This window comes from Stutzerimonas degradans, from assembly GCF_024448505.1.
In the GTDB taxonomy this organism is placed as follows: Bacteria; Pseudomonadota; Gammaproteobacteria; order Pseudomonadales; family Pseudomonadaceae; genus Stutzerimonas; species Stutzerimonas degradans.
This window is the reverse complement of sequence record NZ_JAMOHV010000001.1, coordinates 464,012-479,570: the sequence shown is the minus strand read 5'-3', so window position 1 is coordinate 479,570 and position 15,559 is coordinate 464,012. Positions and strand designations below refer to the sequence as shown.

The 15,559-nt window shown below is 66.4% G+C and carries 11 protein-coding genes; 4 read left to right on the top strand and 7 right to left on the bottom strand.

Annotated features, from left to right (window positions below; genetic code table 11):
* Nucleotides 1–112: 112 nt before the first annotated feature.
* From NAV27_RS02240 to NAV27_RS02230, 3 genes are all read left to right on the top strand, one after another.
* Complete coding sequence (locus tag NAV27_RS02240) at nucleotides 113–1,912, top strand: cyclic-di-GMP receptor FimW-related protein (protein ID WP_102827884.1); 1,800 nt, start codon at nucleotides 113–115, stop codon at nucleotides 1,910–1,912.
* Nucleotides 1,913–1,973: 61 nt separating this feature from the next.
* On the top strand, nucleotides 1,974–4,040 hold the full coding sequence (locus NAV27_RS02235; protein WP_102827885.1) for an EAL domain-containing response regulator: 2,067 nt from the start codon (nucleotides 1,974–1,976) through the stop codon (nucleotides 4,038–4,040).
* A 97-nt stretch (nucleotides 4,041–4,137) separates the two neighbouring features.
* A complete protein-coding gene (locus NAV27_RS02230; protein WP_180981415.1) occupies nucleotides 4,138–5,214 on the top strand; it encodes an NAD(P)-dependent alcohol dehydrogenase in 1,077 nt (358 codons plus the stop codon).
* Between the two features lie 86 nt (nucleotides 5,215–5,300).
* Here NAV27_RS02230 and serB read toward each other — a convergent pair whose 3' ends face one another.
* Complete coding sequence (serB, locus tag NAV27_RS02225) at nucleotides 5,301–6,515, bottom strand: phosphoserine phosphatase SerB (protein WP_102827887.1); 1,215 nt, start codon at nucleotides 6,513–6,515, stop codon at nucleotides 5,301–5,303.
* A gap of 166 nt (nucleotides 6,516–6,681) precedes the next feature.
* On the opposite strand from serB, the gene NAV27_RS02220 reads away from it, so the two are divergent.
* Nucleotides 6,682–8,190: an AhpA/YtjB family protein gene (locus tag NAV27_RS02220; RefSeq protein ID WP_102827888.1), complete on the top strand. Its 1,509-nt coding sequence runs from the start codon at nucleotides 6,682–6,684 to the stop codon at nucleotides 8,188–8,190.
* 181 nt (nucleotides 8,191–8,371) lie between these two features.
* Here the strand turns inward: NAV27_RS02220 and NAV27_RS02215 are convergent, their stop codons facing one another.
* From NAV27_RS02215 to NAV27_RS02190, 6 genes are all read right to left on the bottom strand, one after another.
* The gene (locus NAV27_RS02215) at nucleotides 8,372–9,076 is read right to left on the bottom strand and encodes a PqiC family protein (protein ID WP_102827889.1); all 705 of its coding nucleotides are present in this window, start codon (nucleotides 9,074–9,076) and stop codon (nucleotides 8,372–8,374) included.
* A gap of 181 nt (nucleotides 9,077–9,257) precedes the next feature.
* Nucleotides 9,258–11,516, bottom strand: coding sequence for a DNA topoisomerase IV subunit A (gene parC / locus NAV27_RS02210; protein ID WP_102827890.1), 2,259 nt, complete (start codon nucleotides 11,514–11,516; stop codon nucleotides 9,258–9,260).
* On the bottom strand, nucleotides 11,513–12,040 hold the full coding sequence (locus tag NAV27_RS02205) for a retropepsin-like aspartic protease family protein (protein WP_102827891.1): 528 nt from the start codon (nucleotides 12,038–12,040) through the stop codon (nucleotides 11,513–11,515). Before NAV27_RS02205 ends, parC begins: the two co-directional genes overlap by 4 nt.
* Nucleotides 12,037–13,017, bottom strand: coding sequence for an esterase-like activity of phytase family protein (locus tag NAV27_RS02200; RefSeq protein WP_102827892.1), 981 nt, complete (start codon nucleotides 13,015–13,017; stop codon nucleotides 12,037–12,039). Before NAV27_RS02200 ends, NAV27_RS02205 begins: the two co-directional genes overlap by 4 nt.
* On the bottom strand, nucleotides 13,014–14,900 hold the full coding sequence (gene parE / locus NAV27_RS02195) for a DNA topoisomerase IV subunit B (RefSeq protein WP_102827893.1): 1,887 nt from the start codon (nucleotides 14,898–14,900) through the stop codon (nucleotides 13,014–13,016). Before parE ends, NAV27_RS02200 begins: the two co-directional genes overlap by 4 nt.
* Nucleotides 14,901–14,915: 15 nt before the next feature.
* Entirely contained in the window at nucleotides 14,916–15,533 is a 618-nt protein-coding gene (locus NAV27_RS02190) for a YqiA/YcfP family alpha/beta fold hydrolase (protein ID WP_102827894.1), read from the bottom strand.
* Between the last annotated feature and the right edge of the window lie 26 nt (nucleotides 15,534–15,559).

The window sequence follows — 15,559 nt, the reverse complement described above, 5'->3', positions numbered from 1 at the left end:
GACCAATCATCGGATAATATCAAAATGACATCGTCGATCATCAACACGACGAAGCGCAGCTGATAGAGTTCGCTGACAAGGCACCGATGGTCGGTGCTGCGGGAGTTTCCGGTTGCAGAGTCTTCATTTGCCATTGCGCGTACCCACGCCGACCCAGCAGAGCCTGAGCTTCTGCGAGGCGAGCGTGCGCGCACTGCAGGTGTGGCTCGCCGGCCTGCCCAAAGCGAATCTGGGAGAAATGGCACGCCAGCTCTACCAGGCGCTGGTCGAAATCAACCAGCTGCGCGTGCCGTCGCAAACCCGTCTGCAGCTGCTGGAACTGCTACGCCCCGAGGTGCACTACGTCTGCGGGCATCTCGAGCGGCACTACCTGAATCAACCGATCGTGCTCGACGAGCGACCACGCAAGGTCGCCGGTCTCTGCCAAGCGCTGCAGAATCACCTGGCCACCGGCTACAAGCTGATCGTCGTGCGCGCCCTTGCACGCCCCGAGCAGGATCGCCGGCAGCTTCTGACGATCGCCCTGCAGCGCGCGGTGCACAGCCTCGGCGCGCTGCTGACGCGCTCTGCCCAGCTCTACAGCCCAGCCGCCGAGAGCCTCTGGCTCGAGCTGCACCAGCTCTATCAGCTCGCCGCGCAGTACGCCGTGCAGGGTACCGCGGTGCGCGACCCGCTGGCGCACCACGGTCCGGGCCTGAGCACCGAGCAGTGCTACCTCGCCGCCCTGCTGCTGGGCTGCGCGCGCTGCAACCAGCTGCGCCAGTCCGGCATCGCCCGGCTGGCCAAGGCACTGGAGACCTGGAGCACGCTGGCGGTCATCCAGCCGGCCAGCGCGCCGTCCAGCCTGTTCGTCTTCTCGCCGCAGCATGACAGTGCGCCGCGTTACCGCTCGCTGTTCGCCCGCGCCGCGCTGCCAAGCATGTGCGGCATCGACACCAGCCGGCTGGTCGCAGCGCTCGCCGAGCACCTGCGTCTGCCGCCGGAGCATCGCGACCGCTCTTCGCTGCCGGACGCCAGTGGCATCGGCGATGACCTGCTGCTGCACCTGAGCGCAGCCTGGGGCGACATGGCCGAGCGCTCCTTCCAGCGCACACCGGCCAACGGCACGCTGCACCTGTGCATCGGCATGACCGCCCTGCACTACCAACTCGCCGGCCGGCGTCCGTTCAACGCCGTACTGGAGCGTCACGAGGAACCCAGCTCGGCAGTGTTCAAGGCCAACAACGGCGCCCCCGACATCTGGGCGAACGCCTTCGACGCGCAAAGCCTCAACGGCGACGGCCTGCTGCCCGACGAACACATCGAGTTCGTTCGCCCGACCAATCCCAGCCAGGCACCGGCGGCCGCGCAAGCCAGCGAGCAGACCTACCCTGAGTTCGAGGTTCGCCTGGTCAACCACAGCCCCGGCGGTTACTGCCTGTCCTGGCCGGCCGAGGTTCCCACACAACTGCAGGCTGGCGAGCTGCTGGGACTGCGCGACGGCGACAACGGCTGGAGCGTCGCCGTGGTGCGCTGGGTTCGCCAGGTGCGCGGCGGCGGCACGCAGATGGGCGTCGAACTGATCGCGCCGCAAGCGCAACCCTGCGGCCTGCGTCTGCTGCGCAAGACCGAGCTGGGCAGCGAATACCTGCGCGCGCTGCTGCTGCCAGCAATCCCGGCCATCGGCCAGGCGGCGACCCTGATCGCCCCACGCCTTCCGTTTCAGCAGGGCCACAAGGTGCTGATCAATCAGGAAGGCAACGAGCAGCGCGCCGTACTGCAGCGCCGCCAGAGCCATACCGGCAACTACAACCAGTTCGAGTACCAGCTCATCGGCCAGCCGCCCGCCGAGCCGGAGATGCCGGTCACAGCCTGGGGAACCCGCGCAGTCAATGGGGACGCAGATTTTGACTCACTCTGGAAGTCGCTGTAGATTGCCGGCACCCGTATTTTCGCCCGCCCGCGCACCTTCGGCGCGCTTTTGATCTGTCGTCATGGCCCTGCAAAAGAAAACCATCCGCCTGTTGATTCTCGAGGATTCGCAGAACGAAGCCGAGCGTCTGGTCAGTCTGTTCCGCAATGCCGGACAGGCCACCCGGGTGCATCGCCTCACGTCCAGCGACGATCTCGCGAGCGCGCTGCAACAGACCTGGGACCTGCTGATCGCCGCGCCGAGCAGCGAGAATCTCGAACCGAGCGAGGCCATCGCCGCCATCCGCCGGCAGGCCAAGGACATCCCGATCGTCCAGCTCACCGCGAGCAACGACGCCGAAGCGATCACCGATGCGCTGACGCTCGGCGCCCAGGATGCGCTGCCGCAAGGCGAGGACGAGTGGCTGCTACTGGTGGCCAACCGCGAGCTGGCCAACCTCGAACAGCGGCGCGCCCGGCGTTCGGCGGAAGTGGCGTTGCGCGAGGCGGAAAAACGCTGCCAGCTGCTGCTCGACAGCTCGGTGGACGCCATTGCCTACGTGCACGACGGCATGCACATCTATGCCAACCGCGCCTACCTTGAGCTGTTCGGCTACGCCGACGTCGAAGATCTGGAAGGCATGCCGATGATCGACCTGATCGAAGCCTGCGATCAGGGCAGTTTCAAGACCTTCCTGAAGAACTACCAGACGATGGAAGGCAACAGCGAACTGACCTGCAGTGGCGTGCGTGTCGATGGCGATAGTTTCAAGGCTCGCATGCACTTCTCGCCGGCCACCTACGATGGCGAGCCGTGCATCCAGGTCGTGATCCGCGCCGAAAACGACAGCGCCGAACTGCAGAAGCTGCGCGAGATCAGCACGCAGGACCCGATTACCGGCCTGCACAACCGCAACCATTTCACCGAACTGGTCGACAGTGCCGTCGAGCGTGCGGTCAATGCCGGCCAGATCGCCAGTCTGGCCTATATCCGGGTGGACCGCTTTGCCAGCCTGCAGGCCGAAATCGGCCTGAGCGATGCCGATCAGCTGCTGCGCCAGCTGGCCGACGTGCTGCGCGCGCACTTCGACGCCCAGGCGCCGCTGGCCCGCTTCGCCGACGATGTGTTCACCGCGCTGCAGCCCGGTATCGCACCGGACCAGGCCGAAGTCTCGCTACGCAAACTGCTGACTCGCGTCGAAGGCCACCTGTTCGACATTGGCGGTCGCACCGTGCAGACCACCCTGAGCATCGGCGTCGCCGGCCTGGACGAGAAAACCGCGCGCGCGCAGGACGTCATCGATCGCGCCCATCGCTGTGCCGACGAACTCACCGACGGCAACGCGCTCAAGCGTTATGACCCGGCCGACGAACTGGCGGCGGCGGCAAGTCGCGGCAATCTCGCCGCCATGTTGCAGCAGGCGCTGGACACCAACAGTTTCCGCCTGCTGTTCCAGCCGATCATCAGCCTGCGTGGCGACAGTCACGAGCACTACGAGGTGCTGCTGCGCCTGCTCGACCCACAGGGCGTCGAAGTCCCGCCGGCGCAGTTCCTCAGCGCCGCCAGCGACGCTGGCCTGGCCGGCAAGATCGACCGCTGGGTGATCCTCAACTCGATCAAGCTGCTTGCCGAACATCGCACCAAGGGCCACAGCACGCGGCTGTTCCTGCACCTGTCCAGCGCCAGTCTGCAGGATCCCGGGCTGTTGCCCTGGCTCGGCGTCGTGCTCAAGGCAGCCCGCCTGCCGGGCGACGCGCTGGTGTTCGAGCTCAACGAACCGGATGCGGTGGCCTACCTCAAACCCGCCAAGGCGTTGGGCCAGGGCCTCGCCGAGCTGGGTTGCCACATGGCGCTGAGCAACTTCGGCTGCGTGCTCAATCCGTTCAACACGCTGCGTCACCTGAACGCGCTGTTCGTCAAGGTCGACGGCTCCTACACCCAAGATCTGAGCCGCCAGGAGAACCAGGAAGCGCTCAAGCAGCTGCTCGCCGACCTGCACGAACACAAGCGCCTGAGCATCGTGCCCTTCGTCGAGAGCGCCACGGTGCTGGCGACGCTCTGGCAGGCGGGCGTCAACTACATCCAGGGTCATTACCTGCAAGGCCCCAGCCAGTCGATGGACTACAACTTCTCCTCGGACGAGGAGTAACCGTCCCCGCATCGGGCACGACCTTGATCGGGATCAGCGAGACGTCACAACACTCGACTAGAGTGTCCTGACGTCTTTTGATCCGAGAGGAGTCGCCATCATGGCCATGATGAAAGCCGCGGTGTTCGTCGAACCGGGCCGTATCGAACTGCAGGACAAGCCGATCCCCGAGATCGGCCCCAACGATGCGCTGCTGCGCATCACCACCACCACCATCTGCGGCACCGACGTACACATCCTCAAGGGCGAATATCCGGTCGCCCGCGGCCTGACCATCGGCCACGAGCCGGTGGGTATCATCGAAAAGCTCGGCAGCAACGTGCAGGGTTACCAGGAAGGCCAGCGGGTCATCGCCGGTGCCATCTGCCCGAACTTCTCCTCCTACGCCAGCCAGGACGGTCTCTCCTCGCAAGACGGCGGCTGCAGCTGCCACGGCTACAAGCCGATGGGCGGCTGGCGCTTCGGCAACACGATCGACGGCACCCAGGCCGAATACGTGCTGGTGCCCGACGCGCAGGCCAACCTGGCGCCGGTGCCTGACGGATTGACCGATGAGCAGGTCCTGATGTGCCCGGACATCATGTCCACCGGCTTCGCTGGCGCCGAGGCGGCCAACATCAAGATCGGCGACATCGTGGTGATCTTCGCCCAGGGGCCGATCGGCCTCTGCGCCACCGCTGGCGCCAAGCTGCGGGGCGCGAGCACCATCATTGCGGTGGACGGCGTCGATGCCCGGCTGGATATCGCGCGACGGATGGGCGCTGACGTGACGCTGAACTTCCGCAACGTCGATGTCGTCGACGAGATCATGAAGCTGACCGCTGGCCGTGGCGTCGATGCCGCCATCGAAGCGCTCGGCACCCAGACCACTTTCGAGCAGGCGCTGCGCGCGCTCAAGCCCGGCGGCACGCTGTCGAGTCTGGGCGTCTACTCCAGCGACCTGACCATTCCGCTGGGTGCGTTCCATGCCGGCCTCGGCGACAACAAGATCGTCACTTCGCTGTGCCCCGGCGGCAAGGAACGCATGCGCCGGCTGCTCAACGTGGTGGCGTCCGGGCGCGTCGACCTTGGCCCGCTGGTGACCCACCAGTACGCGCTGAACGACATCGAAGCGGCCTACGACCTGTTCGCCAATCAGCGTGACGGCGTGCTCAAGGTGGCCATCAAGCCCTGAAGCAAACAGTACCCGGAAACGACAAGCCCCGAGCCGATCCCGACTCGGGCTTGTCGTTTCTGCCGTTATGCCTATCGGAAAAAGCGTTACTCCGCGCCTTCCCGATCGCGATAGCCGAGCAGATAGAGGATGCCGTCCAGCCCCAGGGTGGAAATGGCCTGCTTGGCCGACTGCTTGACCAGCGGCTTGGCGCGGAACGCCACGCCGAGGCCGGCCAGACCGAGCATCGGCAGGTCGTTGGCGCCGTCGCCGACCGCGATGGTCTGCTCCAGGCGCAGCCCTTCCTGCTCGGCCAGCTGGCGCAGCAGATCGGCCTTGCGCTGGGCGTCGACGATCGGCTCGACCGCCACGCCGGTGACCTTGCCGTTGACGATCTGCAGTTCGTTGGCGAACACGTAATCGATGCCCAGCTTGGCCTGCAGCTGCCGGGCGAAGTAGCTGAAACCACCGGAGAGGATTGCCGTCTTGTAGCCGAGCCGCTTGAGCTCGGCGAACAGCAGCTCGGCGCCCTCGGTCAGGCGCAAGCTGGCGCCGATGTCCGCCAGCACGTCCTCCGAGAGCCCTTCGAGCAGCGCCAGGCGCTCCTTGAAGCTGGCGCGGAAATCCAGCTCGCCGCGCATGGCGCGCTCGGTGATCTCCGCCACCTGCTCACCGACGCCGGCGGCCTTGGCCAGTTCGTCGATGACCTCCGCCTCGATCAGCGTCGAATCCATGTCGAACACCGCCAGACGCCGGTTGCGGCGGAAGATCGAGTCGCGCTGGAAGGCGATGTCGACGTTCAGCTCCTGCGCCACGCTGAGGAATTCGGCACGCAGCGCCGCGGTGTCTTCCGGCTCGCCGCGCACGGAGAATTCGATGCAGCCCTTGCCCAGCTCCTCGGGCACGTCCAGCGGCATGCGCCCGGAGAGGCGGTCGATGTGGTCGATGTTCAGGCCGAACTTCGCGGTGATCGAGCTGACCCGGTGCAGCTGCTCGGCGGTCACCTTGCGCGTCAGCAGGGTCACGATATGTCGCGACTTGCCCTGACCGGCCACCCACTGCTGGTAGTCGTCTTCGGACACCGGCGTGAAGCGCACCTGCTGGTCGTGCTTGTAGCCCATGAACAGCACGTCCTTGAGCACCGCCGAGGCGCCTTCGCTATCGGGCAGCTCGACCAGGATGCCGAAAGACAGCGTGTCATGGATCACCGCCTGACCGATATCGAGGATGTTCACGCCACCCTGCGCCAGGACGCCTGTGATGGCTGCAGTCAGACCGGGACGATCTTCCCCGGTGATGTTGATCAGGACGATTTCGCGCAAGGCGCAACTCCCATGCAAAGAAGGCGCGCATTCTACAACATCCGCGCCGGGCTATCCGGTACGCGCGGGACGTCGACGTTTCGTCCGCTTTACCGCGCAGACCTTCAGCCGCCATCGCGCTTTCCGTATACTGCCCGCCAATTTCCTTCGAGAAGAGCCGCGCTCTGTGAACCGGCCCGCATCCGTCAAGCCAGACAATTTCTTCCTCATGCTCTACCGCGCCGTGCGTCAGCACCGCATCCCACTGGTGCTGCGCATCGCCAGCCACACGCTGTTGCTGGTCGCCCTGGCGCTGGTCATCTATGCGTGGGTGATCGGCATGCAGTTCAAGCAGGCGATGGAGCAGCAGGCCGATGCGCTCGGCCAGAGCCTGGTCACGCAGACGGCCGCCTCGGCTACCGATCTGCTGGTGGCCAACGACATCCTCAGTCTCAACGTGCTGCTCAGCAATCTGGTGAAGAATCCGCTGGTCGCCCATGCCGCCATCTACAGCGTGGACAACCGCGTGCTGGCCGAGTCCGGCACGCGACCGCAGCACAGCCTGCTGGGTGACGACAAGGGCCTGTATTCCACACCGATCAGCTTCCAGGAAGTGATCGCCGGTCATCTGCGCATCAGCCTCGACATGCAGCAGTTCCAGCAACCGATGACCATCAGCCTGCAGAGCATGGGCCTGCTCAGCCTGATCCTGCTGGCGCTCGCACTGGTGCTGAGCATGCGCCTCGGCCGCCAGCTGTCCACGCCGCTGCTGCAGCTGCGCCTGTGGCTGCGCGATCCGGACGACCCCGCGCCGGGCGCCGGGCGTCAGGACGAGATCGGCGACCTCGCTCGTCAGCTGCAGGCACGTCTGGTGCCGGAAAAACCCGAGCCGGAACTGGATCTCGGCGAAATGCTCGACGATGGCTATTTCGATCAGGTCGATCCACGTGACTTCAGCGAACCGCCTGCGGTCGCACCGACGCAGCCGATCGAGCCGTCATTCGGCGAGCCGGCGGCCCTGCGCGCGGACGATGACTTCGAACCGTTCGGCGCCTTCGACGACGAAGATCCGCCGCTCGCTACCCCGGCGCCGCCGGTCCCGACCCCACCGGCCGCGCCGCGCAAGAGTGCGGTGCTGGCCATTCAGCTCGGCGGCCAGGAACAGCTGCGGCGCCTGCCGCGCGAGCGCCTGACCGATCTGCTGCAGCGCTACCGTGACTCCCTGCAGCAAGCGGCAACGCTCTATCAGGCGGAACTGCAGACACTCAACGACGGCAGCAGCCTGATGCTGTTCCACAGCCAGGACGATGAACAGAACTACCTCACCCACGCGATCTGCTGCGGCGAGCTGATGCGCGCGCTGAGCCACGCGCTGCAGATCGAGGTCGCCGACAGCGGGCTGACCCTGCAGCTGCAACTGGGCCTGACCGAAGGCGAAGGTCTGTACGAGCTCAGTCAGGGCGATCTGCTGCTCAGCGACGCCGCTCAGGCGGCATTGGCGATGTCGCTGCACAGCCGCAACCTGCTGCTGGTCGAGCGCAGCATCGGCGACGACCCGCTGATCAGGCAGCGCGCACGCATCCGCCCGATCGCCAGCCCGGAGGGTGCCTGCTGCGTGGAGCGCCTGCTGGAGCCGTACCCGTCGCTGCTGGAGCGCCAGCTGACGCGCATGCACGAGCTGCGTCAGCGCAGCTGAGGCGCTGCGCGCGTTCACCCTCCCCTTCGCGCCGCCAGCCGGCGCACTTCCTTACCGACAGATAGCCACGCCGAAGCCGGCCGCGCGCCGAAACCGGCTGCGGCTGCGGCTGCGCGAAGGTATGAGGAATCGGCAGGCTGACGAGCCGGCCAGCGTCTTGCCCGGCCGGCTCGCGGGGCGATCAGAAGCGGAACACTTCCATATCGGTACGGATCGGCTCGAGTGCCGGGATGCGCGGCACCTTCGCTTCGGCGGCCTTGTTCGGCCTGGCGGGTTCGCGCTTGGGTGCAGCCGGCTTGGCGATGGCCAGCGGCTTTGCCGCGGTCGCCAGCATTTCACCGAGACGCTGCAGCAGCACGCTCTGCGCATGCACCTGATCGGCCGGCGTACCCTGATGTTCCTCTTGCAGACGAACCAGGCGACTGCCTTGCAGCTTGCCCTGCTTGTCCAGCAGTCGCCATTGCGCCTCCAGCACCGCCGGGTGCGCCGGGCCGGAATCCAGCCGGGTAACGGCCACTTCAACCTGAACATCCGGTGTGAACCCGGCGCCGGCCGGACTCAACTGCACGCGCTGGGTCTCGAGCCCGGCGGCGAGCTGGCGCAACAGCAGCTGTTCGATGTCGCCCTGCAGGCTGCCGGCCCAGCGCGCATGCTGCGCATCGGCCGCCAGGCTACCGTCAGGCAGCCGCTGCAGCATGGCATCACGCTGCAAGTAATCGGCGAGGGTCACCGGTCCCAGCAGCACCGCCGGACCATCGATCCGCTCCGGCATGGTGGCCGATCCATTCTCCAGGCGGTACATGGGCAGCGGCTGCTGCAGCATGCAGCCAGACAAGCTGGCGCTGAGTACCAGCAAGACAGTCGAAAGACGCAGCAACTTGTTCATTACCCTCTTACACCATGATCCAGGCTATGCAACGGCGGGCGCCGGCTACCCGATCGTCGGTGACGGCCAGCCATGCGGCGTGCTGGACGATCCGAAAGTCGGATCGACAGAGCGTCGCCTGTTTGAAAGGTGGCTATCTTCCGTGAATCCGGCCCCGGATGCCAGCACTGAAGCGCGCCACTCAGCCCACGCGCTCGACCTGCAGGCCATCGACTCGCTGGAAGCCACGCGGCAGCTTGTTGCCGCGTCGCCCGCGCTCGCCCTTGTAATGTTCTAGGTCATCGGCCTTGAGCGACAGCGTGCGCCTGCCGGCCTGCAGCGTCAGCGTTGCGCCTGCCGGAAGCACCGCCAGATCGACCAGATATTCCTCGCGGCTGGCCACACGCTCGCCAGGAATACCGATGATTTTGTTGCCCTTGCCCTTGCCCAGCTGCGGCAGGTCCCGCACCGGGAACACCAGCAGGCGCCCTTCGGTCGTCACCGCCGCCAGCCAGTCGTCGTCGCGACTGTGCAGCGGCCGCGGTGCCACGACTTTCGCGCCGGCCGGCAGCGACAGCAGTGTCTTGCCCGCCTTGTTCTTGGCCTGCAGGTCATCACCCTTGACCACGAAGCCGTAGCCGGCGTCCGAGGCAATCACGTACAGGGCATCGTCATCGGGCAGCAGCACGCATTCGAAGCTCGCGCCGGGCGGCGGCGTCAGGCGGCCGGTGAGCGGCTCGCCCTGGCCACGCGCCGAAGGCAGCGAGTGCGCCGCCAGCGAATAGCTGCGCCCGGTGCTGTCGATGAACACCGCGAACTGATTCGAGCGCCCGCCAGCGGCGGCCTTGAACCCGTCGCCGGCCTTGTAGGAGAGGCCGGTTGCGTCGATGTCATGGCCCTTGGCGCAACGCACCCAGCCTTTCTCGGAAATCACCACGGTGACCGGCTCGGACGGCAGCAGTTCGTTTTCCGACAGCGCACGGGCTTCGGCGCGCTCGACGATCGGCGAGCGACGCGCATCGCCGTAGGTCTCGGCGTCGGCCAGCAACTCTTTGCGCACCAGCTTCTTCAGCTTGGTCTCGCTGCCGAGCAGCGCCAGCAGCTGGTCGCGCTCCTTCATCAGCTCGTCCTGCTCGGCGCGGATCTTCATCTCCTCGAGGCGTGCCAGCTGGCGCAGGCGCGTATCGAGGATGTAGTCGGCCTGCAGCTCGGACAGCGCGAAGCGCGCCATCAGCACCGGCTTGGGCTGGTCCTCGGTGCGGATGATGTGAATCACCTCGTCGAGATTGAGGAAGGCGACCAGCAAACCGTCCAACAGGTGCAGGCGCTTCTCCACCTTGTCCAGGCGGAACTGCAGACGCCGGCGCACGGTGCCGATGCGGTAGGTCAGCCACTCGCTGAGCAGCACGCGCAGGTTCTTCACCTGCGGCTTGCCGTCCAGGCCGATGACGTTGGTGTTGACCCGGTAGCTCGACTCCAGCTCGGTGGTGGCGAACAGGTGGGTCATCAGCTCGTCGGCATCCACGCGGTTGGAGCGCGGAATGATGACGATACGGCAGGGATTCTCGTGATCCGATTCGTCGCGCAGGTCGGCGACCATCGGCAGCTTCTTGGCCTGCATCTGCGCGGCGATCTGCTCCAGCACCTTGGCGCCGGACACCTGATGCGGCAGCGCGGTGACTACAATGTCGCCGTCCTCGACGCGATACACGGCGCGCATGCGCACCGAGCCACGGCCGGTTTCGTAGATCTTCAGCAATTCCGCGCGCGGTGTGATGACTTCCGCCTCGGTGGGGAAATCCGGGCCGAGGATGTGCTCGCAGAGCTGTTCGACGCTGGCGTTCGGCTCGTCGAGCAGACGCACGCAGGCCGCCGCGACTTCGCGCAGGTTATGCGGCGGCACGTCGGTGGCCATGCCCACGGCAATGCCGGCGGTGCCGTTGAGCAGCAGATTGGGCAGGCGCGCCGGCAGCGTCGCCGGCTCGTCGAGGGTGCCGTCGAAGTTCGGCACCCAATCCACCGTGCCCTGCCCCAGCTCGGACAGCAGCACCTCGGAATAGCGCGATAGCCGCGCCTCGGTGTAACGCATGGCAGCGAACGATTTGGGATCGTCCGGCGCACCCCAGTTACCCTGTCCGTCGACCAGCGTGTAGCGGTAGCTGAACGGCTGCGCCATCAGCACCATCGCCTCGTAGCAGGCGCTATCGCCATGCGGGTGGAACTTGCCGAGCACGTCGCCGACGGTGCGCGCCGACTTCTTGTGCTTGGCGTCGGCGTTCAGACCCAGCTCGCTCATCGCATAGACGATGCGTCGCTGCACGGGCTTCAAGCCGTCGCCGATGTGCGGCAGGGCGCGGTCCATGATCACGTACATGGAATAGTTGAGGTAGGCCTGCTCGGTGAAGTCGGCAAGGGAGCGCCGCTCCACGCCGTCCAGGCTCAGGTCGAGTGTTTCGCTCATGGTCGATCCGTGGCGTGTTGGCGCAGCACCAGGGTGCCGGCGCGCTGGGTGAATTCGAGACGTTTCAGGGCGCTCATGCCGAGCAATATCTGCTCGCTGTCGAAGCCCGGGGCGATGACCGCGCGCACGTCGCGCAGGACGATGTCACCCAGCTGCAGGCGCTCGATCTGCGTGCGATAGCCGGTGGTGCGCCCATTGGCGGTCTGCAGCTGAACCGGCGCGCCGCGCTCGAGCTGCAGACGCCCGGCCAGCTCCACCGGCACCGCCACGTCGGTGGCGCCGGTGTCGAGCAGAAAGGTGACGGGCATATCGTTGATTCGGCCATCGGCGACGAAATGCCCGCTGCGATTGCCGGCCAGCTGCACTTCGATCTCGCCGTTCTCGACGCGCGAGAGCGGTTCACGATTGGGATTGGTGCGTTCACCTTCCCAATCGGCGAAAAAGCGCGTGGCGAGGAACAGGCCGGCAGCCCAGGCGAGCACCAGCATCACCCGCCCGGCGCGTCGACCGGCCGTCTGGCTCACGGTGCGTTCCAGCCGCCGGCCGGCGCGGCGAAACGCCAGACGATCGGACGCTGCTCACCATCGGCGCGGCGCATGTCGTTGTTGTCGACGCCGATCCAGGCACCCTCGGCGTCGAGCCACAGCGCTTCGGCGGTACCGAAGCGGGTCGGGTAGCGTCGCTCCTCGCTCAACGCCGTCGCGACGAACGACCAGCAACGCTCCACGGCGCCGGTCGCCGGTACACGGCGGCAGACCTGATGTGCCAGCGGCTCCAGAGTAAACAGCTTGTCCTGATGGAAGGCCACGGCGGTGAAGCCCGGCGCCGTGGGCTGTTGCCCGAGCGCTGGCGGCGGCAGTTCCTGACCGCCCTCGGACAGCAGCACGCAACCGCCGGTGCAGTGCCAGCTGTTCTGCCGACGATGCAGCACCAGCAGCCCGCGGCGCTCGCGCTCAGCCGCCAGCCACATGCGCTCGGCCGCCGGATCGACAGCGATGCCTTCGAACATCGCATTGAAATGCAGCAGCATGCCGCTGGCCCGCGCCTGGCGTACCAGCGACGACGGCAGGTGCAGCCATTCGGCGGTGCCGGCCGGATTGACCCGCAGCACGCCGGCGTGCGCCTCGCTGACCAGGTAACGATTGCCCAGGCTGTCGCAGCTCAGGCCTTCGAAATCCATCTGGCCGCCGCGCAGCTGGCCACTGACCCAGGTACGCATGCGCATACCCCAGGGCAGCCCGCTGGCCGGTGGTGGCGGCAGCTCGAAACGCTCCGCCTCGGCCTGCCATTCGCCGGCGCCGCCGGAGAGTCGGTAGAGCCGGTCGTCGTCGCGATCGGATACGGCCCACAGCGCATCGCCGCACCAGGCCAGGCCGGAGAGATTGCCGCCGGTCATGCCGGCAACCGCATGCTCGCTGACCAGCTGCAGCTCGACCGGCGCCGCGCTGGCCGGCACGGCCGCGCCGAGCAGGCCGAGCAGCACCAGGCAGCGGCGGATCAAACCAGTACCTCGGCCAGATTGCCCTTCGACTCCAGCCAGCTCTTGCGGTCGCCGGCGCGCTTCTTGGCCAGCAGCATGTCCATGATTTCGCGGGTGCCGTCGAAGTCATCGAGGGTCAGCTGGACCAGCCGACGGGTGTTCGGATCCATGGTGGTTTCGCGCAGCTGCGGCGGGTTCATCTCGCCGAGACCCTTGAAGCGCGTGACCTGTGGCTTGCCGCGACGCTTCTCGGCCACCAGGCGTTCGAGGATGCCGTCACGCTCGGCCTCGTCGAGGGCGTAGAAGATGTCCTTGCCCAGGTCGATGCGATACAGCGGCGGCATCGCGACGTAGACGTGGCCGGCTTCCACCAACGGGCGGAAATGCTGGACGAACAGCGCGCAGAGCAGCGTGGCGATGTGCAGACCGTCGGAGTCGGCGTCGGCGAGGATGCAGATCTTGCCGTAGCGCAGCTGCGACAGATCGCTGGAGCCGGGGTCGAGCCCCACCGCCACGGCGATGTTGTGCACTTCCTGACTGGCCAGCACCTCGCCGCCGTCCACTTCCCAGGTGTTGAGGATCTTCCCGCGCAGCGGCAGGATCGCCTGGAATTCCTTGTCGCGCGCCTGCTTGGCGCTGCCGCCGGCCGAATCACCTTCCACCAGGAACAGCTCGGCGCGCGCCGGGTCCTGTCCGGCACAGTCGGCCAGCTTGCCCGGCAGGGCCGGACCCTGGGTGATCTTCTTGCGCTCGATCTTCTTGCTTGCCTTCAAGCGCCGGCCGGCGTTGCTGATCGCCAGTTCGGCCAGTTGCAGACCCAGCTCGGGGTTGGCGTTGAGCCACAGACTGAAGGCGTCCTTGACCACCCCGGAAACGAACGCGGCGGCCTCGCGCGAGGACAGCCGTTCTTTAGTCTGCCCGGAGAACTGCGGCTCCTGCAGCTTCATCGAAAGCACGAAGGCGATGCGTTCCCAGACATCCTCCGGCGCCAGCTTCACGCCGCGCGGCAACAGGCTGCGGAACTCGCAAAACTCGCGCATGGCGTCGAGCAGGCCCTGACGCAGTCCGTTGACATGGGTGCCGCCCTGTGCGGTGGGAATCAGGTTGACGTAGCTTTCCTGCACACTGTCGCCACCCTCGGGCAACCACAGCAGCGCCCAGTCGACCGCCTCGGTATTGCCGGAAAGCGTGCCGACGAAGGGCTCGTCAGGCAGGCGGGCGAACTCGCTGACAGCATCGACCAGATAAGAACGCAAGCCGTCCTCGTAATGCCACTCGACCTTCTCGCCGCTGGCCTTGTCCTCGAAGCTGACGTTCAGCCCCGGGCACAGCACCGCCTTGGCCTTGAGCACGTGCTTGAGCCGGCTGATGGAGAACTTCGGCGAGTCGAAGTACTTGGCATCCGGCCAGAACTGCACGCTGGTGCCGGTGTTGCGCTTGCCGACCGTGCCGATGACCTGCAGGTCGCTGGCCTTGTAGCCGTCGGCGAAGCTCATGCGGTACTCGTTGCCGTCGCGGCGGACGGTGACCACCACCTGCGTCGACAGGGCGTTGACCACCGAGATGCCCACGCCATGCAGGCCGCCAGAAAACTGGTAGTTCTTGTTGGAGAACTTGCCGCCGGCGTGCAGCTTGGTGAGGATCAGTTCGACGCCGGGAACGCCTTCCTCGGGATGGATATCCACCGGCATGCCGCGGCCATCGTCGATGACTTCCAGCGAATTGTCGGCATGCAGGATCACCTGCACCGAACGGGCATGGCCGGCCAGCGCCTCGTCGACGCTGTTGTCGATGACTTCCTGGGCAAGGTGATTGGGCCGCGAGGTATCGGTATACATGCCCGGGCGCTTGCGCACCGGATCGAGGCCGGAAAGGACTTCGATGGCTTCTGCGGTGTAAGACATGGGCGTCTCGATAGCTTATGAATCGGAAAAATCGGTCTCGAGCCAGAGCGTCGGAGCGAACCCGGCGAACGCCAGCAGCGCCGGCAGACGCTCGGCGAAGCCCTGGAAACCGTGGTCGCCCCCAGCCTGGATGCGCAGCGCGCAGCCACGGTAGAAGTCGGCGGCCTGGCGATAGTCCAGCGTTTCATCGCCGGTCTGCAGCCAGACCTGATAGCGCCCGGCATCCTGCGGCGGCGGCACTTCCAGCTCCGCCAGCGCCGCGACATGGTCATGGGTGAGTTCCCAGACTTCGCCGCTGTAGAGGTTGGTCTGCGGCCCCAGGTAGCCATCGAAACGCCGATGCGGCAGCACTGCCGGATTGATCAGCAGCGCACGCAGACCGTGGCGCTCGGCGAGGTGGGTCGCATAGTAGCCGCCGAGCGAGCTGCCGACCAGCAGCGGTCGGCCCAGCGCGGCCAGCTGCGCTTCCAGCTGGGCGATGGCCTGGCGCGGATGATGATGCAACGCCGGCACCCGCAGGCAGTCGACCATACCGATGCAGGTGAGCGCGGCACTGAGCTGGCGGGCCTTCTGGGACAATGGCGAGCTGTTGAGCCCGTGTATATAGAGGATGGCGGGACGATCGCTGGTCATTCGATTCGCTGGCAGGCAAGGGACGG

What these genes read in the sequence shown, in the direction of transcription:
- NAV27_RS02235 (WP_102827885.1), top strand. Translation starts at nt 1,974, where the DNA reads ATGGCCCTGCAAAAGAAAACCATCCGCCTGTTGATTCTCGAGGATTCG.
- NAV27_RS02215 (WP_102827889.1), bottom strand. Translation starts at nt 9,076, where the DNA reads ATGAACAAGTTGCTGCGTCTTTCGACTGTCTTGCTGGTACTCAGCGCC.
- parC (WP_102827890.1), bottom strand. Translation starts at nt 11,516, where the DNA reads ATGAGCGAAACACTCGACCTGAGCCTGGACGGCGTGGAGCGGCGCTCC.
- parE (WP_102827893.1), bottom strand. Translation starts at nt 14,900, where the DNA reads ATGTCTTACACCGCAGAAGCCATCGAAGTCCTTTCCGGCCTCGATCCG.
- NAV27_RS02190 (WP_102827894.1), bottom strand. Translation starts at nt 15,533, where the DNA reads ATGACCAGCGATCGTCCCGCCATCCTCTATATACACGGGCTCAACAGC.